General features: G+C 48.1%; 15 protein-coding genes and 1 pseudogene. 5 read left to right on the top strand and 11 right to left on the bottom strand.

The genetic code is table 11. From position 1 onward, the window contains the following. Positions 1–66: 66 nt before the first annotated feature. Positions 67–615: a GNAT family N-acetyltransferase gene (locus L1N82_RS20705; protein WP_235289369.1), complete on the bottom strand. Its 549-nt coding sequence runs from the start codon at positions 613–615 to the stop codon at positions 67–69. A gap of 467 nt (positions 616–1,082) precedes the next feature. Then, positions 1,083–3,095 (bottom strand): bifunctional diguanylate cyclase/phosphodiesterase, encoded by a 2,013-nt coding sequence (locus L1N82_RS20700; RefSeq protein WP_235289368.1) that lies wholly within the window; start codon positions 3,093–3,095, stop codon positions 1,083–1,085. Between L1N82_RS20700 and L1N82_RS20695 the strand changes: the two genes are divergently transcribed. Next, on the top strand, positions 2,991–6,434 hold the full coding sequence (locus tag L1N82_RS20695) for an ATP-binding protein (RefSeq protein WP_235289417.1): 3,444 nt from the start codon (positions 2,991–2,993) through the stop codon (positions 6,432–6,434). The genes L1N82_RS20700 and L1N82_RS20695 overlap by 105 nt on opposite strands. Positions 6,435–6,452: 18 nt before the next feature. Here the strand turns inward: L1N82_RS20695 and L1N82_RS20690 are convergent, their stop codons facing one another. From L1N82_RS20690 to L1N82_RS20660, 7 genes are all read right to left on the bottom strand, one after another. Beyond that, positions 6,453–7,589: a response regulator gene (locus L1N82_RS20690; RefSeq protein ID WP_235289367.1), complete on the bottom strand. Its 1,137-nt coding sequence runs from the start codon at positions 7,587–7,589 to the stop codon at positions 6,453–6,455. Between the two features lie 189 nt (positions 7,590–7,778). Further along, positions 7,779–8,558: a class B sortase gene (srtB, locus tag L1N82_RS20685; RefSeq protein WP_235289366.1), complete on the bottom strand. Its 780-nt coding sequence runs from the start codon at positions 8,556–8,558 to the stop codon at positions 7,779–7,781. Between the two features lie 21 nt (positions 8,559–8,579). Continuing rightward, positions 8,580–14,762 (bottom strand): DUF7601 domain-containing protein, encoded by a 6,183-nt coding sequence (locus L1N82_RS23335; RefSeq protein WP_268822083.1) that lies wholly within the window; start codon positions 14,760–14,762, stop codon positions 8,580–8,582. Between the two features lie 519 nt (positions 14,763–15,281). Further along, entirely contained in the window at positions 15,282–15,959 is a 678-nt protein-coding gene (gene rpiA / locus L1N82_RS20675; RefSeq protein WP_235289365.1) for a ribose-5-phosphate isomerase RpiA, read from the bottom strand. A gap of 34 nt (positions 15,960–15,993) precedes the next feature. Continuing rightward, entirely contained in the window at positions 15,994–16,476 is a 483-nt protein-coding gene (locus L1N82_RS20670; protein ID WP_235289364.1) for a hypothetical protein, read from the bottom strand. Next, positions 16,477–17,175: an MOSC domain-containing protein gene (locus tag L1N82_RS20665; RefSeq protein WP_235289363.1), complete on the bottom strand. Its 699-nt coding sequence runs from the start codon at positions 17,173–17,175 to the stop codon at positions 16,477–16,479. It lies immediately after the preceding gene. Between the two features lie 29 nt (positions 17,176–17,204). Then, positions 17,205–17,648, bottom strand: coding sequence for a hypothetical protein (locus L1N82_RS20660; protein ID WP_235289362.1), 444 nt, complete (start codon positions 17,646–17,648; stop codon positions 17,205–17,207). Positions 17,649–18,027: 379 nt separating this feature from the next. Between L1N82_RS20660 and L1N82_RS23330 the strand changes: the two genes are divergently transcribed. Continuing rightward, positions 18,028–18,201 carry an AraC family transcriptional regulator gene (locus L1N82_RS23330; RefSeq protein WP_328284506.1) on the top strand — a complete coding sequence of 58 codons (174 nt, stop codon included), beginning with the start codon at positions 18,028–18,030 and terminating at the stop codon, positions 18,199–18,201. Continuing rightward, positions 18,202–18,912: a helix-turn-helix domain-containing protein gene (locus tag L1N82_RS20655; protein WP_328284509.1), complete on the top strand. Its 711-nt coding sequence runs from the start codon at positions 18,202–18,204 to the stop codon at positions 18,910–18,912. 4 nt (positions 18,913–18,916) lie between these two features. Here L1N82_RS20655 and L1N82_RS20650 read toward each other — a convergent pair whose 3' ends face one another. Further along, on the bottom strand, positions 18,917–19,585 hold the full coding sequence (locus tag L1N82_RS20650) for a hypothetical protein (RefSeq protein WP_235289360.1): 669 nt from the start codon (positions 19,583–19,585) through the stop codon (positions 18,917–18,919). 285 nt (positions 19,586–19,870) lie between these two features. Between L1N82_RS20650 and L1N82_RS23635 the strand changes: the two are divergent. After that, positions 19,871–20,243, top strand: a pseudogene (locus L1N82_RS23635) (hypothetical protein); the annotation flags it as partial. A gap of 278 nt (positions 20,244–20,521) precedes the next feature. Next, positions 20,522–23,557: an S-layer homology domain-containing protein gene (locus tag L1N82_RS20640; protein ID WP_235289358.1), complete on the top strand. Its 3,036-nt coding sequence runs from the start codon at positions 20,522–20,524 to the stop codon at positions 23,555–23,557. A 68-nt stretch (positions 23,558–23,625) separates the two neighbouring features. Here L1N82_RS20640 and L1N82_RS20635 read toward each other — a convergent pair whose 3' ends face one another. Then, positions 23,626–24,342 (bottom strand): response regulator transcription factor, encoded by a 717-nt coding sequence (locus L1N82_RS20635; protein WP_235289357.1) that lies wholly within the window; start codon positions 24,340–24,342, stop codon positions 23,626–23,628. Between the last annotated feature and the right edge of the window lie 8 nt (positions 24,343–24,350).

The following is a 24,350-nucleotide window of genomic DNA, read 5'->3' as shown; positions in this document are numbered from 1 at the left end:
ACTTATTGTCCTGACAGGCCAGCAAATTATGCTCCCTCTCCGCGAAGTATCATAGCTTTGCTCCCTCTAGTTATAACAAGCCTTAGGGTATTCCAGCAGCCAGCAATCTCTCAACTGCCCTTCATGCAGCTCATGTGCCGGAAGAAGCTTTACCTTGACAAAGCCGCATTGTGCATAGCACGCGAGTGCTCTTGTGTTCCATGTCTGAGGATCCATAACGATTTTATCAGCGTTCTCTTCATCAATCAGATAACGAATCATATTGGTTACCAGCTGTTTTCCAATCCCCTTATTCCAATAATCAGGTTCACCGATAAATTGATCCATGCCATATATTTTACCGCTCACACCTTCGTATCCGTATTCCCGTCTTGATTCCTGATCTAGCTCATAATACTGTATATATCCTATAGGCGCTTCCTCGTATTCTACTATACATCTCATTTCTCCATCATCTGCGAGAAAGCTTTCTCTAACCATGGCATGATTGTGGGGCCTGTCGCGCCCTTCATAATATTGGAGCACCTCGGGATTCGTTAACCAGCGAACAAGCAAATCAGCATCTAGGACTTCCAGTTTGCGGACAATTAGTCTGTGCGATTGGAACAATATCATCGATATCCCATCCTCGATTCTTCGTACTTGGTCAAATGCCTTCCCTTAGGTCACTCGGATATCCGAAGAAATACTGCCATATCTTTACGGTTATATGAGGACCATAATCCTGCGGGTAAAAGAAGAGAGTCGCTGCAAAGGTAAGCAAAATGATAACGGTCCACAGCAAATATTGGGGCTGCCTCTTATCAATCCTTGATGACAGTACCACTCCAAGGGCCACAAATATGACATTCATCAAGATGGCCATTGGAACTCCGATAATCCTGCCTAACCCCGTGTCCGGGAACTGATGGAGCAGCCAAGCGATTAATAATACACTGGGAATTAGCCCTAGGCAAAATTTGAGGATAAACCTGAACACGCTTGTCATGATAATCCCTCCGTTGTCCAGACTAACCACTTCTCCCCTTAGTATATGACAATCACTACTAATTTGGCCAACATACCGATGTCTCTCTATTCTGTTATGCTAGGCTCTGGCTTCCCGAATGATCCTTCAGCCACTGCTCGACGGTTTCATTTGACATAGGCCGGCCGTAAAAATACCCTTGCATAACATAACAACCCAGTTGAGACAGAAAGTCGATATGCTCCTGATGCTCCACTCCTTCTGCGATGACATCCAGGCGCAGGTTCTCCGCCATCAAAATAATGGCGTGAATAACTGCCCGCTTGCTCGGAGTGTCTAAGTCATTCGTAAACAGCCGGTCAAGCTTTAGTGCATCAATCGGGAGCCTGTCAATGAGACCAATAGAGGAATACCCTGTACCAAAATCATCCATGGAGACGCGCACCCCAAGCTTACGGATATCTTCAAGCTGCCGGATAATATCATCTATATTATGAAGCACCATCGATTCTGTTATCTCAAGCTCCAGGAATTGTGGCGCAAGCTCAACGCTTGTCAATATGTCCTGAAGCATTTCGGTTAAACTGTCCGTATGGAAGAGGCGGGTTGATAGATTAACGGAGACCGGCTTAAACACTCCCCTAGATTGCCAGATCTTATTCTGCCGGCAGGCTTCTTCTACCATCCATCTGGTCATTGGGATAATGAGGCCGGTTTCCTCCGCGATCGGGATAAACTCACTTGGCGACACTTGTCCCAGACGCGGATGCGTCCAACGGGTCAACGCTTCGAAGCCATACAATTGATTGGTTCTCACATTCCATTTGGGCTGATAGACGATATAGAACTGCTTCTGTTCGAGCGCCATCTGTAGATCCTTTTCCAGCTCCATTCTGCGTACTTCACGTGTCTCCATATCATCGCTGTATACACAGTACTGGTTCTTACCCAGCCCTTTCGCCTTGTACATAGCCGTATCCGCTGTCTTAAGCAGGATGGAACGGTCATTTTCTTGAATCGATCCGATACTGATCCCGATGCTTCCGGTAACATATAATTCATTACCATCGATATGGTACACCTTTTTAACGGTTTGTAATATATCCTTTGCCAAAGCTTCTATCTGTGCTAGATCCCCGCACTTCACTATAAATAGAAACTCATCACCACCGATCCGGAAGGCCATCTGGTCCCTCCGAATGAATTGCTGCAGTCGAAGGCCAACCTGCTGTACCAGTAAATCTCCGATATTATGTCCAAGCGTATCATTGATGGCTTTAAACCGGTCCAGATCCAGGAACAAGACCGCAATGCTGTCACAGCCCTCATAAGTATCGAAAAAGCGGTTCATTTCATTACGGTTCGGCAAACCTGTAATAGAATCCTTATAAGCCATCCTCTCCAGCACATGCCGGTCAAAAAACAATGCTCCCCAAGAAATAAACAAGATCGCAAAGATAGCTACCGTAACACCATATAACAGAAAAATATCAACCGAAGGGACATGCTCTATTGCCATACTGCTGTGCGTCTCATACCGGGCGGCTTTCATACCCGTATAGTGCATACCGCAGATAGCGGCGCCCATTATGATTGCAGATAACCATTTGAGCCAGTTATAGGATGACTGCTTACGAAATTGCCGGAACAGGAACAAGGCTGCAAACGAGGCTGCAAAGGCTATAACCGCCGACAAAATCCACAGTTTAAGATCATACCGGATATGGACCTGCATCATCATGGCTTCCATGCCGATATAGTGCATGATTACAATTCCGCTGCCCATAAACAAACCACCGATACCAATTTTGTACCAGACAATATTTTTCGGCATGGTTATATAAAACGCAATAAACGAAGAGACGATACTTGCCAGCATTGAAAGACAAGTGAGCCACAGATCATATCTCACCTCAGTGTGCAGGTGGAACGCCAGCATACCGACAAAATGCATGGACCAGATCCCCTCACCCATGACGAATGCACCGGCCAGCAGCCAGAAGTATTTGCTTTTCCCGCTTGCATGAGAGATTTTAGCTGTAATTGTAAGTGCCGAGTACGACGCCAAAATGGCAATAACTACCGACAGAGCAACAATGTAGTAGTTATAACTGCCCCCTATAATCATCTTATTCAACTCCTAACGTATGCCTATCCCATTCTGACGCATAATTACCTCCCGATTGTTCGGAACCAGAGTATTTTCTCATACCTAGCTCTACAGCTTCTCGACAAAATAACTTATGATTCTACAAATAAATCCAATCGTTCTGAGGCACTCTGCCGCTCCCCCATCTTGCAAGTCTTAGACTATGAAACGGAAACTTATGGTATGATGAAGCATAAACAAATGTGTGAGGTTACAGAAATGCCATCAAAGAAAAAGCTGTTCATCATATTACCGATATATATATTGGCAATTATTGGATTGCGGTTAGTGTTCTTCAGCTTCCAGCAGCCAATTGCCCAGCCATATGCCGTAAACGGCACCCTCGATCTGCGAAGCTTCCCCATCCCCCAGCATCAAACAATTGCTCTTAATGGGGAGTGGGATTTCTTCCCGAGCCGCTTGTTAACACCCGAGCAAATTTCCAATGCCTCGTCATCTACCCTCAACTCGACTGCCATACAGGTACCAGGGTCATGGGAGCATAATTTTGCAGATGAGAGTATGAATCATTACAGGTACGGTACCTACCGGTTAAGGATTAAGCTCGATGACTCGGTTAACGATATTTTTAAACTGCGGACCAAAGAAATCAATAATGCAGCTGTCGTCTATATCAATGGCCAGCTGGCTGCCAGGGCGGGTATTCCTGCTGAAGATACCTCTGCTTACAAGGCTCATGATGTTCCTGGCTCCATTCTGGTGCCTGCTCACAACGGTACCATTGATCTTCTTATACAAGTGGGGAATCATGCCGGGGAGGGTGGCATAGCTAAGTCCATTCGCTTCGGAACACTTGAGGCAATCGACCGGGAGACACAGCTATCCATTGGTTTACAGAGCTTTTTGGCTATTGTCCTTTTTCTTCACGCCTTTTACGCTATCATGTTATATTTCATCGGCGGTTTAAACAAAGGACTGCTTTATTTTACGCTGATGATTTTTTGCGCGATTGCAAGTGTCCTGGTTTCGGACGATAAGCTGCTGCTGGCGTGGATCCCGATGCCCTACGAGATTGCAATCAAGATCTCTCTATTGGCCTACATAGGCGTGATAGCATTCATGCCCCCACTGCTTAAAAATATGTTTCCTGCGTATGGTAGCACTAAGGTCGTTCGCTGGTTTGCCTATTACTGTGCGGCCTACTCGCTGTTCGTACTGGCAGCCCCAACGGCTTACAGCCTTCCTACCATTCGCACATTCCTGCTTTCCGTTCTGTTGTTGGGTTTGATCATTTCGGCGTATATTCTCCAGAAGGCCATTCGGCACCAGGAGGACGCCATTTACATCCTGATCAGCTGTGCCAGTCTGGGTGTGAATATCGGTTGGACGGTTTTTTACAGCAGAGCTTCCATGGAAATGATGCACTATCCCTTTGACTTGATGTTCACAGTCTTTGCTTTTACGGCATTCTGGTTCAAACGCTTCTTCAGATCGGTTAACGAGACCAAAGAGCTCGCCGAGAAGCTTTACAGCATAAATCAGCATAAGGATGATTTTCTGGTTAACACCTCCCATGAGCTGCGAAATCCGCTGCACGGTATTATGAACATTGCCCAGAGTGTGCTGGATGATAAAACCCAGCCCGCACCCGCGGCTCATCGGGTCAGGTTAGAAATGCAGGTAGCGGTTGCCAGGAGGATGTCTCTGCTACTTAATGATTTGCTGGATATGGCGCGCCTGAAAGAACAAGACGTCAGATTGCAGACCGCTCCTGTTCACCTCCAGTCTGTTATAGCTGGAAGTGTTGAATTAATAAGCTACATGCTCAATGGTAAGCCAATCCGGTTTCACGTCAGCATCAGTGAGGGGTTCCCTGCAGTAGAGGCAGACGAGAATAGACTGGTTCAAATTTTGTTCAATCTGCTGCATAATGCGGTGAAATTTACGGATGAAGGCGAGATTCAAGTAGTTGCCAGCCAATCTGATGATTTCGCCAGAATCGAAGTCAAGGATACGGGTATTGGTATGGATGTAGAGACACAGCGCAGAATTTTCCAGCCTTATGAACAAGGAGAAACCACCATGGCGCTCACCTACGGAGGTTTTGGCCTGGGGCTTAGTATTTGCAAACGGCTGGTCGAGCTGCATGGAGGAGGGCTCCAAGTCGAATCTTCACCGGGCCAAGGTTCTATTTTTTCATTCACACTCCCTCTATATAAAGGTTCCGAAGAGCCTCAGCAAGAAGATCCGGTACGTTCTGGCAGCCTCACCGGCGGCCACGAGCTGCAGTATGGACATGAATTCCCGTATCAACAGGACATTGCCGCTGCTTATGAAGATACCCAAACGGAGACAGCCCAATACGCCAGAGCTGTCAATAAACCAAGTGTCCTGGTTGTAGACGATGACAATATGAACCTAACAATACTGAGGGATATGCTAGGGGCTGAGTATCAGGTCACGACAGCCGCAAGTGCTGCAGATGCGCTAGATCAAGTGAGCAGGAATACATATGACCTGCTTATTCTGGACGTGATGATGCCTCACACTACCGGTTACGAACTAACCCGCATCATTCGTGAACGTTATTCCGTATCTGAGCTGCCCATTCTCTTGCTTACGGCCAGAAGCCGTCCAGAGGATGTTATTACAGGCTTCCAGGCTGGAGCAAATGACTATGTAGTCAAGCCTGCAGAAACCTGGGAGTTGAAATCGCGTGTCCGGGCATTAACCAGGCTGAAGCTTTCTATTGAAGAGCAGTTACAGCTTGAAGCAGCCTGGCTGCAAGCACAAATTCAACCGCACTTTATATTTAACACACTAAACACCATCGCCGCGCTCAGCACGGTGGATATTCCAAGAATGCAAAGACTATTTGAGCAATTTATCAGTTACCTTCAGGGCAGCTTTGATTTTCACAATTCTGATAAAGAGGTTCCCATCGAACATGAGCTTAAACTCGTACAGAACTACTTATATATAGAGCAAGAACGATTCGGAGAACGGGTTCATATTGAGTGGGATATTGACCCGAGCTTAGAGTTTTCACTCCCTCCCCTGTCCATTCAAACGCTGGTCGAAAATGCCATCCACCATGGCATTCTGCAGCGTCTGCAAGGCGGCCAGCTCCAGATCACAATCAGAAGGCGAGCTGATCATATTGAAGTGTCCATTCGTGATAACGGGGTAGGCATGGATGAGGAGACTTTGCATGGGGTATTGTCCCGACCGGACAACCGGAGCGGTGTGGGGATTCGCAACACGAACCGACGTCTTAAACAGCTTTACGGACAAGGTCTGCATATAGAAAGCCAACCGGATAAAGGAACAATCGTTACGTTTCAAATCCCCGTATAAGGAATGGGCGCCCGCCGCTCATTCCTTATTTTCTTGCTTCCATATGCGATACCATTCGGTAATGTATGGGCTTGGCTCTTCGTTCAATTCCTTTATCAAGGCTTCTCTGAGCATCAGGTACTGCCGGCTGACGGCCGAGGGGCGGCCCTTCGAGGCATATAATTTCATCAAGGCAAAATGGGCTTCCTCTGCATGAGGGTAGAGACTGCATATTCTGGTATACATCTCGACAGACCGGTCGTATTGATTGCTGCTGGCATACCACTCCGCCATCTGAATGGCAGTGCGAATCCAAAGCGCCCTTAGCCGTTGACGATCACTCTCCAGCCATAGATATTCCATCTCTTGCAGATATTCACCGGTATACAGCTCCATATGTCTTTCATAATCCCTTATTGTCTGATGAGAGACTGGCAATCCCATCATGATAAATGTCTCCCAAACCTCTGTATCTATTTGAACATGTTCTACCGTGAGCATGTAGCCATTGCTTGTATTAACCAGCTGAAAATACTTTTCACATGGCGCCAGAGTTTTGCGTATATGGTAGACAGCCGTATATAACTGTGCATATGCTTTTGTAGAATCCAGCTCTGGCCACAGCATTTCGATTAAGGAAGCCTTGCTGATTTGCTTTGACCTGTGCTGCAGAAAGAACAAAAACAGTTCCTGTGCCTTAGTAGTCCGCCAGCGAAATGGAGCCATAATTCTCTTATCTGTCTCCAAATGAAAATGCGAGAACAATTTCACATGCATTTGTTCATGCGCTTCCGGCTGCTCATTGTAGGAGAGTGCTCCTAATCGTTCCTGAATTCTCTGCAGAGTCTTCGACAAGCGGTCCAGTCCGACCGGTTTTATCACGTAGTCAATCGCATGGAGTTCAAATGCCTTAATGGCATATTCAGCATAGGCGGTTACAAAAACAATCTGTATTCCCTTCTTGAGCCCTACTATTTGTTCTGCCAATTCCATTCCGTTAACCCCTGCAAACTGAATATCCAAAAAGACTACATCAACTTCTTCTTTTTGTATAAACGGGATCACATCGAGCGGGTTAGTAAACTTTCCGGCCAGTTCAATCCCGCCGATCTGCTTTAACTGATGCTCCAGATAAACGATTGCCAAATTCTCATCATCTACGATTATAGCTTTCATTGTTGCTCCTTATAGTTGTAGAAATAGGTCCATGTTGAATACTATACCATGATTACCAGCAAAGCACGATGGCGTAAGTAGAGCCATACGGAGCTCCCCCTATGCTGCTTGACTGTACAAAAAACACGTCCTCCAGCAAGGGGAGAACGTGCAATATAGCAAGCATCTGAACTCTGTGTCTTCACATCCTCATGTACGCTTTCGGGCGATAACCGCCAACCGGCCGTCTTCGGTCGAATATTCGCACGTAGAGAGAACTATAAGCTTGTCGCCGTACCGGGCTGTTACGCCCGTGTCGTAAAGAGCAAGTTTTTGGATGTTTTGAACATAGGCATTAAAATCGGCAGCCGTACGAACCCTATCAATCTGGTAGTATTTAAATACGTCGTCCGATTTCCGGTAAACTTTTGATAAAATTACAGCAACAATCTCGTACTCTTCCTTTTCGTAGAGCGTACTAAATTGGAATGCAGCCTGCTCCTTATAAAAGCTCTCTTCCTTGTACTTCAGCAAATCGGCAAACATCCAGCCGTTTTTCATCTGATGTCCATGAATCAGAAGTATATTCGAATCATTAATCCGGCTGTGCCCGTCCAAAAAAGGGAGTCCGCTTTTGTTTATCTTTTTATCATAATCATGATTGAGATAGAACTGCGCATCCTGCGGATTCTGCATAACCGGGTAATTGATTCGGGTATCATTAATCTTCAGCCAACCGATAATATCCGGATTCCGCTTATAGAGCGCCCGAAATTCAGGAAGCATGACCGGTTCATCCTTCTCAGCAGCCAGAGGGGATGAGTGTATCACCGCTTGGCCTTTGTCCGATTCATTCTCCCAAACTTGCGCCAGCTCTTTCATTCTCTGCTGCTCGGTATAATCCTGCAGGAGTATTCTTGCAAGAGCAGCAAGAGAACACACGAAAGTCAGGAGGGAAGCGGCGATAAGAATTTTTTTGACTTTACCCATTTTCTTACCGCCCCTCCATTACTAAATATTATTCTTTTTCTTGCTGCCCAGCAGACAGAGTCCGATTGTAATCAAGGACATCAGTGCCAACGCCATATAGAAGAACGGCGATGTGCTGTCATCCCCAGTTTTCGGAACATCGTCCAGCTCGCTGTCGCTGCTGCCGGTTCCATTGTCGACAATAACGGCTTCGCTGTCAGGCTTGACAGGCTTTACTGGCGCTGGCTCAGGGTTCACTGGCGCTGGCTCAGGGTTCACTGGCGTCGGCTCAGGCTTCACTGGCGCTGGCTCAGGGTTCACTGGCGCTGGCCCAGGGTTCACTGGCGCTGGCCCAGGGTTTACTGGCGCTGGCTCAGGGTTCACTGGCGCTGGTCCAGGGTTTACTGGCGCTGGTCCAGGGTTCACTGGCGCTGGTCCAGGGTTTACTGGCGCCGGACCAGGCTCCACTGGCGCTGGTCCAGGGTTTACTGGCGCCGGACCAGGGCTTCCGCCGGAATTTACCGGCGTTAGCTGTATATCGTGGCGTACAATGTCCTTTCCAACCGAAATGGTTGGGCTTGTATACGTCTCATACCCGGGTTTCGTTACGATGAGATAATAGTCAGTGTCCGGGTACACCATGTACGCATAAGCGCCATATACGTCACTGTACTGGCTAGGGCTGGCGTTATCGTTCGGGGCAAAACCAGGAATGATGGGCAGCGTCACTTTCGTGTCCGGCTCAATATTATTCTCCCTGTTCTTTGACGTATCAGCATAATACAGCGTCACCTCGGCACCCTCAATTGCGGTGCCTTTCGTTATGTCTGAGATAATGCCATACGGGTCAACGAGCTCCTGAGAAATATTCAATTCCCCATTTGCCTTGACGTCAAGCTCCGCATCCCGAATAAGTGTCAGTTCTTTGCCCGGCGCAACTTCATAACGAACTTCCATCTTGTAACTTTCCGAAGTCAGACCTTCTACGGAGAATACTCCGTTAGGTTGCAGGCTGAATGCTTTCGGGGCGCCGTTCTGATCTGTAACATAGTGGCCGTTCGCATCTTGTAAATAGATATGCGTCTTACCGGCGAGCTCACTGTTCAGCAGCGACAACATCCCATCAGGCTGCTCCAGGAGTACGACACCTACAGCGGTGATTTTCGCCGGAACCACTTCGCCGCCCTTCACCTTACTGTCAACTTCCGCCTTTTGGGTAAACGTAATGGTTTCGTCTTTACCATTTATTTTGACCACTCTCGAAAAGCTGATCGTGTAGTCGCCGCCATACGCTACAGGCTGGAAATACACACCATCAGCATCGGTCATGATCGTCTGCTTCTCGCCTGTTGTCTCGTTAGTGACAACAACGGCCGCATCAGGTATCACTGCTCCCGTTGTGTTGTCACGCAGCACTCCGGTGATTGCCGCCGGTACGGCGGTTACTGTCGCGCTGGCGGCCAACTTCCCTTCCGTCAAGCTGTCCACTTTTGCCGTGATCTTGTGTTCCTCAGGCGTTGTTTCGTCCAGCTTCGGCGGAGTATAAGGGATGACCGCTCTACCTTCCTCGTTCGTTACAACCGTGACTTCTGTTTGGTCCGGCAGAACGAAGGTGACTTCCTGATTCATGACCGGCTTGCCTTCATAATCTGTCAAGACAGCCGTCAACTGTGAAGGCGTCACACCGTTGCCTGGAACGGCTTCGGGGTCCGCGGTCAGTGTCAGTTTCCCCGGCAGATACCTCGCATTGAAGAATCGGGCCTCAGCAATCCGGTTCTCCTCGATCGTGCCGCTATAAGTCCGGTTTGCCGGCTCGCTTGTATATCCCTCATCCGAATAATCGGACTGAGTCACGACATACCGGTCCCCGCTCGGGATGCCTTCTATGGCGAAGGTCTCTCCATGCTTAATGGAGATCGTCTCGCCGGATTGGATGGTACCCCGCATACCGTCTGACTTTGTATAAGGGTACGCTTCATCCTCAATAGCATCCGGGAAGTGAACGGTAAACTCAAAATTCTGATTCTTGTCCGCTCCGCTCCCGATGACCGTTTCGCCGATCAGCAGACCGCCGTATACCATCCGGGTATTCACGACTTGTTCGTTGTGATCGCCCCCGTCGGTAATAATACCGCTCGCGCGCCAGTCCGGCCAATTGGTCGTATAGCCAGCGTCCGAATAATTAGTCTCGGTTACCGTGTATACCGTATCCTTGGGAATCCCGTCTATGACGGCGGTATCTCCATGCTTGAGGGTGATCGTATCGCCAGACTTGATCGTTCCCGTCGACCCATCCGGCTTGGTGTAAGCATACTCTCCGCTCGCTCCCGCGCCGCCGAAGGTGATCGTGAACGCGAACGTCTTGTTCTTATCTGCGCCATTACCTGTTACCGTATGCGCGATCGTCAGTTTGCCAGGAAGATGCTTGGCGTTAACGAACTTCGCTTCGACCGTTTCCTTCGCCACTATGCTGCCGGTAATAGTCAAATTATCCGGACTCACAGAATAGCCCTCGGCCGTGTAATCCTTTTGGACCACGGTATAGGTAATGCCATCCGGAACATCCTTGATTGTAATGGACTGTCCTCCCTTCAGCTTAACGGTTCCACCGCTGGCTATTGTGCCGCTTATTGCACCCGTATAGCCATAGGATTTGCCATTGCTGAAGGTAACAGTATACTCAAATTCCTTACCCGGGTCCGCACCTTTCCCATCGACTGCCGTTGCCAGATTCAGATGGCCTGTCTCCCACACCGGAGTCGGCACTACCAGAGGCTTGTCACTGGTTACCTCCACCCCGTCCACCCATATGGGGTTCCAAGGCGTAGACGCCACACGAACTTGGTAAACTTTAGTCGTAGGCAGGTAAGTGTTTGGGTCAATATAGGTTTGCTTCAGCACATATAGTCCTGCTTTGGCAAACAGGCTGAGCTTGCCGTTCGAGCCAGTAGTGCCGCTGGTAACCTCTGTCTCACCGTCAGGCTCATACAGGGTAAACACAACACCGCCGAGCGGCTTGCCTTGCGGGTCAACCTTGAACAGATCCAGCTTACCCTGGGTTTCCGCGCTGCCTCCCACGTCACTGCTGTCGACCGCGTGTTCACTTTGGACACTAACACTCTTCAGGGTATCATCACCCATCAGCTTGATTTCGTTGCCCGCTTTCCCGCCGCTGGGTACTTTGGTGACTTCTGTCTGATACACGATTTGGTACATCTGATTCGGATTCGAAAGCCGGAAGCTCAGCTGAGTTGCGCCGCCTTCCGTGACGGCGGATTCCACCTTCACCTCGCTATTCGGATCGTACAGATTCAGAGCCTCGCCATCTCTCTGCAGCTCGCCGCTTGGGGTCAGCTTGGCACGGTAAACTGCCATATCAGGACGCCGCAGTGAGAGGTTCCCTGTTTCGTCCTTACGCAGCATTAGTCCTTCGCCGAGAGTATCCTGTAAATATACGCCCTCACTCACCTCGAAAGGCGGTGTGTAATTCACCGTCCACTCCAGAACACCGGGGTTAGGCTTCGTCACCGTTTTGCCCAGCGTCTGCATCGGGACGATGACCTTGCGGGTAGCTGAGACCGTTGAAGGCTCATTCCCCCATGTGATTTTTAATTCGGAGCGATTCGTCAATTCATGCTTTGCTGAACCCGTTTCAAAGTATTGGCGAAGAGTCGCCTCAGCGGGTCTTGCTTTGACCAGAATGACATAGGGGCCTTCCAGCTTGGAAAAGGCGAACGTACCTATGTTTTCCAAGGCAGAGAAGCTCACGAGATCGTCCGGGTTAGTAATAAGTGTCGAAGCGCTGACAGTGGCTCCATAATCCGCCCGGCTTCCCTTGTAGATTGCAAAATCCTGTCCTTCCGAGTAAGGAACAAATTCCCAGCCTTCGGGCAGGGTATCAATCAGCTTAATATCTCTGGCTACATGATTACCGCCATGCTTTGCCATCTCCTCGGTCTTCAGGCCGTTCATATTGACTGATAACCGGAAAGTTACCGTCTTGTTCACCTGATCATAGGCGGCCAATGTGTATGCTTCGTTAGCATCGTTTCGAATATAGTGGTTGACTGTATCGGGGTTAATGGATGTCCCCTTCGGTCTTGAGGCAAAAAGCATCTCACTGGCCAGCATGCCGCTGTTGATCGCGTGAAAAGGCCGGTTTGAATCACGTTTTCGCTCCGTACCCTCAAACAGAGATGCTTGATTATAATAATTCGAGTTGGTATTGCCCGCAAAATGCTCCCACCTTGTCATGAGGGAATCAAATGTAAAGGTAGCGGGTGCATCGGTATTATATCCAGTGACACGAAGCAGGTCTGCGACAGGCTTCCCATCCTGTGAAAGTGTAAATACCTGATGCGTTAAACCGCTGCTTGACCGAAAAGAGCCTTCCCGAAACCGTTGGAAGTATCTTGGCCCGTTGTTCACCTTTAACTGGTTCAGAATTTCAGGATCTAACGCCGGGCTGGCGGTTACCCTTGTATAGTCGATTGAGCTTTCATCCCCATACACCAGAAGGTCGTACACCGCTCCGTCCGGCAGGGGCTCCTGAGGTGTAAGGGTAACCTTCCATGGCAATATGCCCAAACCGAGGACATCACCGGAACCCTTCTCCTTCGTCAGGGTATGGGCGCCAATCGTAACAACGGCATTGTCCAGCACCGTAGCCTGATCATTATCCTGCACGGTATTCACATCAAGCTTCCACTGGGCTGTTGCCCTGTTATTAAAGCTGGTTGTACCGTCCGTAACCTCGGATACGATGATAAGCCTGACTGGGCCGTTTACATCCCCGAAGCTGTAGACACTGTTATTCGGGGTAATTGGTGTTCTTACCGCCGACCAGTTGCCAGTGGCGCTGTCCCATAGCTGCCATGCGGCCGACTTCCAGATCAGTCCTGCCGGCAGTTCATCCGTGATGGTGAGATCCTTCAAACCCTGCTTGCTGTAGTTCTTATTAACGTCAATAGTCCATGTAATGGTACGAGGATCTGCGGAACTTGCCCGCTTGTCTAGTGTACCGCTCTTCTGAATCCAATCGGGCCTAAGATTGACTCGCCATGAATTCGCAGAGATCAGTGTGCTGTCTGACCCGTTCCTCAGCTCCGCTCTATTCGTGACGGTCTGCTGCCCGCTGGCGCTGTTATACTCATAGTAATACTTCGCCTTAGGAATCCATGTCTTAAAGGTAACAATCGCCTTGTCGCCGAAGTCCTCAGGGAAAGTATAGGCCAGCGCATTCGTGGTGCCTCCGTCCGGAGTCACCTCAATGCCGTTAACCTTGAGGGTCCCTTCCACATAGGTGCCGACATGTGCCGGATCTAGTGCAGAATAAAACTTCAGCCCGTCCAGCGGCTGGGGGATTGCGGGATCAAACATATCCGCAGCAGAAATTTCCGCCTGCCACTCGATTGCTCCTTCCACTAAATCCGCCGTATAGATCCAGTTGTTCTCCGAAGCGTTGCTGTTGGACTTCATGGTGATGCTGTATGCAGGCGTGACCGGGGGGTTTTCGAGTATGTAGCTCGATCCCAGAATATCAATCGGCTTCTGGTCGCCATAGTTCATGGCCGACACATCCGCTTTAGCGGTTGATTCAAAGCCGAAGGTTATATTCTTGCCCTGACCGTTGAAAAAGCGTTCCTCTCCGTCAAACACCACCCGGATGCCTTCTTCAGAGAAAAAGGCGGTGCCGATTGTGTAGCCGGATTTTCCCTTCAGTGTCATGGTGGCATTCGGTATAATCACTTCCGGAAAATAGGTCGCCCTGTCCAGCATGATCCAGTCGCCATGCAAAATGACCGTTCCGCCATCGACCGTGTTCGGGTCAGCAGCGTCCCCTTTTACCGGGACCTTGATATCCCCCGACCTCAGGGTGAAGGGCTTCCTGCCATGAATGGCATCACCTGTCTGGATGACAACCCCGCCCTGCTTTACTTCCAGCGGAAAGGGTGAATTAACACCCATTAGGACAGCCGTTTTGTCTGACGGGCCTGCCTCCATTGCTAAGGAATTGGCCTGCATTGCGTATACCGATTCAGGTACGGACGATGATTCATCCGGTGCAGCATACACCGCCTCAGATACCGACTTCGGCTCATTCGAGCCTTGCGATTCAGGACTGTTAACAGCTGCAGCAGCAGCGAACGACACCGTCTGTAAGAGTAGTAAAACTGCCAGGCAAAAAGACAGCGCAGTTTTACCCATAGTGCGTTTTTGTTTCAAAGCTGAATTCTCCTCCATTCCAGAAATTACCGCAAGTTTTGGCGACAGCAAGGTCGTCTGCCCGATATAACGCTCCATCCAATGGACATTTGCGATATAGTCCCGGCGCCCTTTCCATCATCGTAATCTAACGGAGTTCCAGATGAAGGGGTAAGGCTGCGGGTGCGCAGACCGTTAATCTTGCTTAGGACTTTCTCCCCCCCTCTTTCGAATATCTTCGCCACTTACATACTAGCGATGACATAATACGCCAAATTACACGACGTATTTCACCATTATATTACTGGAGTTCTCTACAAAATCTGTACAATACCTCTACAAACAGACGGGTAAACCACTTGGTAAGCACATTCCTTCGGCGGGCAGTTATCGAGCGGTTAAGCTTAACGGTGACGTCTATGAAAATGCAAAAAAAAGAAGCTGATTTCGCAGCTTCTTTGTGTTATGTATAGATTATATTCAGCTATCATTCACGGCCGCCTTAGCAGGCCTTATGAATGGGCGGTCCTGACAATACCGCTAGGTATTCTTCTTCCTCAGTTCTTCCGTGTCTCCGCTCTTATAACCCACTATTACATGCTGTGTCATTCTGACAAAGAGTCCGTTGTCTACCACTCCAGGGATGAGATTAATCTGCTGATGGAGCTGTTCAGGATCTGCAATGCGCCCAAAATCACAATCCGCAATATAGTTCCCGTTGTCAGTCTCGTAGATATCATTTCCCTTCATCCTCAAACGCAGTTCACAACCAAGATCGGCAAGCTTACGCATCGTCATCTCGAATCCGAATTTTACAATCTCGACTGGCAGAGGGAATGTTCCCAATTCATCGACTAATTTGGACTCATCTACGATTACGATCATCTGCTTGCTGGCTGCAGCAACGATCTTCTCGCGCAGCAAAGCTCCCCCGCCGCCTTTAATCAGATTAAATTGCTGATCCACCTCGTCCGCGCCATCTATTGTGATGTCAATCTGATCAATCTCCGCGAATGGAACAATAGGGATTCCCAATTTCCTTGCCTGCTCTTCCGACTGCACCGATGTGGCAACCGCTCTAATATGAAGTCCTCCACCAACCCGCTTCCCAAGCTGTTCAATGGCCCAATACGCAGTAGATCCTGTGCCTAACCCAACGACCATATTATCCTGTACATATGCAGCAGCCTTCTCGGCCGCGTTCCGCTTGGCTTCCATGCTCTCATCCTTCCATGATGTAAATAATCAGCATTTAATCTGTATGATCAAAAACAAAGTAGTCGCTAACATAATAAACCCCACTCTGTCCGTTCTCGCTATCCGCAGGAATCTTAATAGTAAGCGTGCTGAATGCTTTCTTGATATCCTCTTCACTCAAACCCTTTGAATATATAACAAACTCGCTTGTGTGGGAAGCTGGTGTATTCGTAAAATTCCCGTACAACATTCTATCCGTCCGGTCATAAGCATTAATATAATGCTTCCATTCCTCCATACTTGGTGCCTCGATGCCCGGTTCTGGTATCTGGTTAGCTTCAACATGTACGGTGACTTTGCGAAAATCTTCTTTGACGGGGTTTTCCAAACCACTCGTTCCTACTTCTTCGTATTGTTCATCTGTTAACGGCAGCACCGATGCCTCTATAGATACCTCTAGCTCCTGTTTCTTCCCGCAGGCAAGCAAGAGAACACAGATCATTAGCAAACACATCGAGAATGACATTACTCTTTTCATTTAATCTCCTTTCTGTCCGGTTAATCGCTCTTGTGTATCGATGCTGATCCCGCCCAGCCGCTTCATAAGGGTTTCGCGCCAGCTTCCAGACAAGGCATCAACGTTCAGAATTTCCCTTATTGCTTCCTCGTTCTTCTTGTCATGATGCATGATCTGGTTGGCGAAGGAAACCGTAATGCTGCCTGGATGTTTGTTAACCAATATAAGCTCATCACCACTCCTGACCGCACCCTCTTGAAGGACACGGAAATAGTACCCCGTATACCCCGTATCCTGCACCATGACCGGAAGCTCGGGAACGCCATATTTGGCAGACAGCTTGAAGCACGGCTGGCGAGGCTGGCTAACCTGCACAACCGCTTCCCCAATCCGGAAGATATCCCCGATGCTTATGTCCTGCTCGGCCGCTCCCTGCGTAGTCAGATTCTCACCGAATGCACCAAATTCTAATGTCCTATTAAGCTCACGCTCCCAATAAGCGTAGTGCTCATAGGGATACACGCATACCGCTTTGTCGACTCCGCCATGGTGGACCAGATCAGCCTGTTCATCGCCCTGTAAATTGGTCATCGACAGCCACACTGGCTCTGTTACAGGCCTCTTCACGATCCCGCTCATAACTTCCTTCTTGCCATGAACAAGCGGAGCCGGCGTGCCGACATTCAGGGACATAATCTTGGCGCTCTGCAATACTACCATCTCCTTCTGAATCCGTGATTAATATCTGATTATAGTGACATTATATACTGCTGTACAAGTTGTTCATTAGTCCCCCTCTTCGTCTTGAAAGAGTAGTAATACCCGCCGGAGAAATATTGAAATACCGCATCCTGTTCATCCACATAGACTTCATAAAGGTTAGTATTGACTAGAAGTTGATCCATGCCCGGATAAGTCACCGGGCTCGTAGAAAGTAATAACTCAATATCATTCGTAAAATATATGGTACAAGTAGGTGACACAAAACCATCGTTGTAGGCTGTAACCTTCTTAACCTTCCAGTCAGGCATTACCGGCTCGGCTGTGACGTACATGGCAGCAGGGATATCGGAAATTTCGATTGTTGTGGTGGATTGCTTATCATCAAGAAAGCCAATTCGGTATACGTACACACCTATTAAGACCGGGATAAGCAGCACCACCGCTATGCAGCCCAGTATTATTTTTTTCATTTTACTCCCCACATCATTACTTATTGGCATAGCTCTCCATACGCCCATTCATCAATAGTCCGGGCCAGAGAATCGGCTCCGTTATTCGTATTAGAGATAATATGCACCTGTAGATCTGGGCCAGGATATACCGAAGACTGCATGCTCACACCCGGATCACTGCCCATAATAAAATACTTGAAGCCTTCCAGAATTTCTCCAGATCATGCACGGTAGAGAAGGCTCCGCCATCCGGCCCGCCTTTTACAGGTACGGAATAAATGTTGGATCGCCACGTAGTGCCCTGATATCTTCGATACTTTTCATAGTTCCCATTACAATCCCCTATTCTTTTCTATACCGAGAGCGTTATAATAAGTATAGAATAATTTGGAAATGAATGGAAGGGATTTTTATGGACCATTACAAGGTAGTAGAACGTGCATTGCTTCATATTGAAGATCATTTACAGCAGCATTTATCTGTGGATTCGGTTGCTGGTACATTCAACATGTCAAAATACTATTTTCACAGACTGTTTACTGCCGTGATGGGCTGTTCGTTGAATCAATAAATACTCGCAAGAAGGCTTAACGCCTCGCTTACCCTCATCCAGAATCAAGATATGTCTCTAACCGATATTGCCCATCAGCTTAGCTTTGGCACTCACGCCTCATTCACTCGCGCTTTCAAAGGACAATACGGGGTAACTCCCAGCTCGCTAAGAACAGGTGCTAAGCCGCTTTCTCCTAGTCCCATCCCTGCAGTGGTTCAGCGTTCTCACAAAAACCTGAACGGCGATATCGTCACTGATTTTACCCTGACAGAATTTATGGAAACCCGAATAAGCGGCATCGCCTTTGAGGTCGATTTGGCTGACGATGACTATAGAAAGAAGATTCGCTCTCATTCTGAAATGCTGTTCAACTATATTGATGAAGCGGCAAAGATCGCCTGTTATGTTATATATTCAGGGTGTCAGCCTGATTCCTCCCAGTTCAAGGTTTTGGTCGGGATACCGGGCAGCATTCAGATCGACAAACCTTTTCATTTTACAGTAGATGTGCCGCAGTTCTTCTGTGCCAAATTTAACTATCGTGGTGAATTGCTGGATATCGGCGATGTACTCAAGTCAGACTATGCCAGATTTCTTAAGATCTCCAAGCAGGAGTCCCAGCCGTCCGATATTGAATTTATTCAGGCCTTTGATAACATCCACGAGCTTGATTCTGAATACAGTATCTATGCTCCAATCAAGAAACTCCCTGCTGACATTGACTTGTAAGCTGCTAGATGATGCGTGCACCAGCATTCTCCTTGGTATTAATTCCCTGAATGCGTGGCGACCAGAGGGACAACCCCAGCCAGACAAAAGCCGATCCCATCGGCACCGCTAACGTCCGGTCGAACGGATGAGGAATGACAGAAGCCATAACGGTCATGACCGCAGCAATGGACAGCAGTCCAGCCGCCGGCCGCGGCAGAATGCCCGCCCGAAGCACTGCTATTCCAAACAGGAGGCCTCCAAGAATATACATCCCTCCTGCAAGAGGTGCCAATACCGGGAAAATCCCCAGCTCCGCTCCACTCTCAATCCCACTGAAAAGTCCCGTAAACCCTTCTACAACTTCAGGAGCATCCGTTGTAAGCAGCGGAAGAACAAAGGCTTCGATGAAGCTGAACGCGAACGAAATCAACCAAAATGAACTAAACAAGACATACCCCGCCAATCCAAGCCATCCCGCCTCCCCCGCCTGCCTAATATAAATTCCTGTAATTCCTATCAAGCTGAAGAGGGACATGGCGCTTGTCATGCATGCGACGATCACCCATAGGCTTGAGCTGACGGAAGAGAGACTGTCTGACGGGTGAATAAACTGAATGACAATGTACAGGATTCCTGCCAATACTGCACATAAGCCCGCCACACGCATGAGAACCACTGCTGTAATTTTCATTTTCCTTCCTCCAATTAGCCTAATATTGTCGCTTCCTATCGCAGCTCTGCGTTATGCGACAATTGCAGCATATCATCCTCTGCACTCCGTGACTTTCCCAATCTTGCTGTAATAAAAAATTCCGTTTGTAATCTAGCACGCCTTCGGCAAATCTGTCATTGAAAGCAAGCCGGAACGTGTGGTTACTATACAGTGAGCGAATCACGATGTTGCTCTCGCTCTCGGCGTAGTCCCTGTCGGCTTCTCGGCAGCGAACTATGGCGTTCAGGATGACAGCTTTCGGGCAAGCAGCTGGCTCGCGTTCCCGGTCTGCTGCCGCAGTCCCTACTGTTCCCGAGGGAATATCAGTAGCAGATTTGGTTGGTTGGATGGGGAAGATTTCCGTATCAGTCCCTGCTCAGCGGTTGGACGAGGAAGGATGCCAAAGCCGTCGCTGGTGCTCCATGACATCAACTTATCTGCCCGGTACGCAGATCATATCTTTGCACTTCGCCAAGGCAAGCTTGTTGCCGAAGGGAAACCATCGAAGGTCATCACGAGCACACTGATCAAAGACATCTTCGGGCTTGACAGCAAGGTGATCCAGGACCCCGTGTCGGGTTCTCCCTCTGTGGTGCCTATTGGGCGGTATCATGTTAATTATCAATGTACTTCGTAGATGACCCAGACTGATACAGCCTCCCTGTTAAAGCCATTTAAAGGCTTTACAGGGAGGCTGCTTTTTTTCTGCTATTGTTATACGAAGACTTGCTAAATACTAGCAAGAAAATATTTGTGCTATTTAAGAATCATAGGTATATTTAATTAGGAAAGTCGATCACTCAACTATAATCAGGTCTATAAACCCAGGACTATGCATGGTTGTTCCCGGCTTACACTACGACAATTGTACTAACATCAAGGAGAGTGAACAGTTTGCTTCAATTATTTAGACGAATGTTATCTCTGGCGGTAGCCGCTGCCGTACTCACGGTAACGATCACCGTACCGGTCTCAGCGGCAGCCTTGCAAGACATCCAAGGTCACTGGGCAGGTTCTGCCATTGAGCAGTGGCAGCAGTATGGCGTAATAAACGGACACGACGGCAAGTTTAGACCGAACAACGCGTTAACTAGAGCTGAGTTCGCAGTCATGCTTGATAACATCATGAAGTATGAAGAAACTGCAACCAATACTTTCTCCGACTTGGAGACAGCCAAGTGGTATGCCCCTTCCATCTTGAAATTGAATGCAGCAGGTATTTTAAAGGGGACAGGCGGTAAAGCACTTCCGACTCAACACATTACTCGTCAAGAAGCAGCAGTCATGCTGACTAACACCTTCCAGCTGGAGCACAACAATGTTCGAACTAATGCTTTTACAGATCAGATCGAAATCGCTGAGTGGGCAAAAGCCTCTGTATCGTCTCTTGTTTCCAGCGGCGCGCTTTCGGGATTTCCCGATGGTACTTTCAGGCCACGCGCTGAGCTGACTAGGGCTGAGGCTGTAACGATAATTAATAAACTTATACAAGAGCTAATCTCTAAACCAGGGGACTATTCACAGCATATTACTGGTAATCTCGTGGTTAACACACCAGATGTACTGTTAAAGAATATGAAGATAGACGGGGATCTTTATGTAGCACAAGGCGTTGGAAGCGGTGAGATTACCCTTGATGATGTTGAGATTTCAGGCTCTGTGTATGTATATGGAGGCGGCGAACATTCGGTAATCCTCAATAATGTTGGCGTCCGTGAAGCGCTCGTCGTTAACAAGTACGATGGAAAAATTCGTGTTCTCATTGCAGGCAGCACTTCAGTTGCTGCAGTAAAGCTTGAGAGTGGTGCTCGATTAGTTACTAAGGACCTCACTAGCAGTGGAATTGAGAACGTCGAAATATCTGCGGATGTTTCTGCAAATCAGAAGATAGTATTCGACGGAAACTTTAACATAGTAGTGAACCATTCCAGTCAAGCAGATATTACTGTGAACGGCACTATTAAAGAACTTGTCGCCAAAACATCGACTAACCTTAATGGAAATCCAGAAGTAGAGAAGTTAACCGTAGAGCAAGGGGCAACTGCTACTATCAATAATAGACCAATTCAGTCATCAAACAGTAATGTACCAGCAGTAAATAACAGTGAACCCGTTATCAGTACACCGCCAGGTAACACATCAGGCGTTCCAGTAACAAGTGCTCCTGGAAATACAAACGGCAGCACACCTACTAACCCGCCGCCAAGCAGTCAGCCTGATACACCACCTGCAAATGGCGGCTCTGTCCCTGCTCCGCCAGCATTGACGGTGGATAATGTATTTGCCGCGATTAAACAAGGATACCTGGGTACTAATACAGACCGCGGAAACGTATTCTCTAATCTTAACCTAATGACATCGCTAGCTGATTATGAGGGGTTGATTATCACATGGCAAACCAGCAATCCCTTAGTTGTTTCCGAAACAGGTACTATAAACAGAATCAATTGGAATGATCAGTTTGTAACGCTTAAAGCAGTCTTGTCCGGCAGCCTGACAGGCGAAATAACGTTCGATCTTACTGTTCGAGCACTGAGTACAAGCAGCGTAGAAATGACAGACTTCATTGATCCATATTTCTCACCAGACTACCCACAAGCTTATGTAAAGAACGGCGATATATGGATTCGGTATATGCTCAATGAACCTGCGGAACTGTATATGGTGGTAAACGCATATAGCAGTCATTTTGAATCCAGTGTCGATTCCGTATTGCGAGGTCATACCGGCAAGGATGGTGATGTTGTCTTTGTTAGTGACTGGCCTTACTTTAAGGTTGAGGCATCGGAAACTAACAAAGTACACGAATTTAATACAGGAGTACCATTACTGGATATGAAATCTCGAATTGACTTTGTCGTTCGTGATGCATCCAAGAATTATACGTCAAGCAGTGTAACAAGCATCGCAATTAATAAAGAAGTTACAGGTGCTTATGATACCTCCACCCCATACTTCGAAAAAGCCGTTATTAATAAAGCGCTGGATTCTATTTATTTGTATTATTCAAGCGAAGCACTCGATCTGACCAGTGTTCCTTCTGTTAGTGACTACAGTTTAAACGTTGGTGAGATCAACAAAGTTACGATACATTCCGATGGAGAGGATTGGTTCTCCCATTCGAACTATGTCATCCTTAGTGTTAGTGGTATCCCGGAAGAAGAGAAAGACAACCTAAGCCTTAGTTATACTGGTACAGCATTGCAGGATACAGGTGACGTGAAAAACAGAGCCCCTGTATTTACAGCAGCGCCCGTCTATTCCATTGAAGAACAGATTACTTCCGTCACGGTTAGCTCCGACAGAAAAACGGTTAGGGCTGAAGTCAATTACGGATGGTTTCCTGGGCTTACGTCAACAGGTGTCGACGACCCTACTATATCCGTTTCCGTTGACGGGTTGGACATAATCGATTCGTCCTATTACTACTTTTATGGAATTGACGGAGTATCGTTTACAATAACATACGAAACCCCTCTACCTGCTGGGTCGATCGGTATTAAACTCAACACTAGCGACATGGTGAACTGGGCTATGGATCCTTATCCGGCTGAATTGACTTTTGTTAACGAAGCACGACAAATTGCTGAACCAGGGATTCCTTCTGCCACGCTTGATAATGGTGATATTATCTTAACGTTTGCTGAGGGGTATGAATTCAACACATATGATGGCCTTGCAGCTGGTCTTACAATCAAAGTTGGAGATGCTGAATATCATTTAAGAGGATCTGTTGTTCAAAAAGCTGCTTCTAACCTTAACACCTTACGCATTGATTTGAATGACAAATACACTCTTCATGTTAAGGATGCAGTTCTTCGGGGAATTCAAGAAGGACAAGCTGTACAGATTAAGTATACAAAGCTATACGGTAATAATAAGTTTCAGCTCGCCGATTCAGCGGGAGCGTTGCTGCCCGACTTTGATTACGTAAATGTGACTGCCAATTAATGTACTCCTATAGCCCTTTCGCTTCCAGACAGGAAGCAGAAAGGGCTTATTTTATACATTCGGCACATTCAAATCTTAAACCGGTACCCCGCACCCCATACTGTCTCGATGAACTGGTGCTTCGAAGGGTCTTTCTGAATCTTGTCACGAATCTTCCCCACATGGACAGTGACCGTTGCAGAATCTCCGAAATGCTCGATCCCCCACACCTTATCCAGCAGCGCATCCTTGGAATATACACGGTCCGGATTTTCCGCGAGGAAGAGCAGCAGGTCAAACTCTTTGGCCGTCAGTGAAAGCTCTTTCCCATGCAGTGTTACCCGCCTGGCGTCAACCTGGATCACCAGCCCGTGAATGTTCAGCTCACGTGATTTGCGGACAGGCGAAGAGCCGGTCCCCGCTGCGGCACCGGTCAACCGGTCATACCGTTCAAGGTGTGCCCGAACCCGCGCGACAAGCTCCGACGGGCTGAACGGCTTCGTCACATAATCATCCGCACCGAGGCCAAGTCCCCTAATCTTGTCGATATCCTCCTTGCGTGCTGATACCATCAGCACAGGTATATACTTCGTTTCCCGGATCCGCCGCAAAATGTCGAAGCCGTCCATGCCTGGCAGCATGACGTCCAGGATGATAAGGTCATATTCCTGCTCCAGCGCTTCCCCGAGCGCTTCTTTGCCGTCAGCCCGAAGGGTAACCTCATAGCCATGAACCTCAAGGTAGTCCCGCTCCAGCTCAGCGATCGCCTGATCGTCCTCGACGATTAACACTTTCCGCTTCGACATCTCACACG

The sequence above is a fragment of the Paenibacillus tarimensis genome (genome assembly GCF_021532315.1).
In the GTDB taxonomy this organism is placed as follows: Bacteria; Bacillota; Bacilli; order Paenibacillales; family Paenibacillaceae; genus Paenibacillus_I; species Paenibacillus_I tarimensis.
This window is presented reverse-complemented; position numbering and strand designations above follow the sequence as displayed.

Excerpts from the sequence above, each read along its gene's own strand:
- L1N82_RS20635 (WP_235289357.1), bottom strand. The coding sequence starts at position 24,342 with ATGTCGAAGCGGAAAGTGTTAATCGTCGAGGACGATCAGGCGATCGCT.
- L1N82_RS20670 (WP_235289364.1), bottom strand. The coding sequence starts at position 16,476 with ATGAAAAGAGTAATGTCATTCTCGATGTGTTTGCTAATGATCTGTGTT.
- rpiA (WP_235289365.1), bottom strand. The coding sequence starts at position 15,959 with ATGGAAGCCAAGCGGAACGCGGCCGAGAAGGCTGCTGCATATGTACAG.
- L1N82_RS20705 (WP_235289369.1), bottom strand. The coding sequence starts at position 615 with ATGATATTGTTCCAATCGCACAGACTAATTGTCCGCAAACTGGAAGTC.
- L1N82_RS20695 (WP_235289417.1), top strand. The coding sequence starts at position 2,991 with ATGAGAGATTTTAGCTGTAATTGTAAGTGCCGAGTACGACGCCAAAAT.
- L1N82_RS20690 (WP_235289367.1), bottom strand. The coding sequence starts at position 7,589 with ATGAAAGCTATAATCGTAGATGATGAGAATTTGGCAATCGTTTATCTG.
- srtB (WP_235289366.1), bottom strand. The coding sequence starts at position 8,558 with ATGGGTAAAGTCAAAAAAATTCTTATCGCCGCTTCCCTCCTGACTTTC.
- L1N82_RS20700 (WP_235289368.1), bottom strand. The coding sequence starts at position 3,095 with ATGATTATAGGGGGCAGTTATAACTACTACATTGTTGCTCTGTCGGTA.
- L1N82_RS20660 (WP_235289362.1), bottom strand. The coding sequence starts at position 17,648 with ATGAAAAAAATAATACTGGGCTGCATAGCGGTGGTGCTGCTTATCCCG.
- L1N82_RS20640 (WP_235289358.1), top strand. The coding sequence starts at position 20,522 with ATGTTATCTCTGGCGGTAGCCGCTGCCGTACTCACGGTAACGATCACC.
- L1N82_RS20665 (WP_235289363.1), bottom strand. The coding sequence starts at position 17,175 with ATGGTAGTATTGCAGAGCGCCAAGATTATGTCCCTGAATGTCGGCACG.
- L1N82_RS20650 (WP_235289360.1), bottom strand. The coding sequence starts at position 19,585 with ATGAAAATTACAGCAGTGGTTCTCATGCGTGTGGCGGGCTTATGTGCA.
- L1N82_RS23330 (WP_328284506.1), top strand. The coding sequence starts at position 18,028 with ATGGAAGGGATTTTTATGGACCATTACAAGGTAGTAGAACGTGCATTG.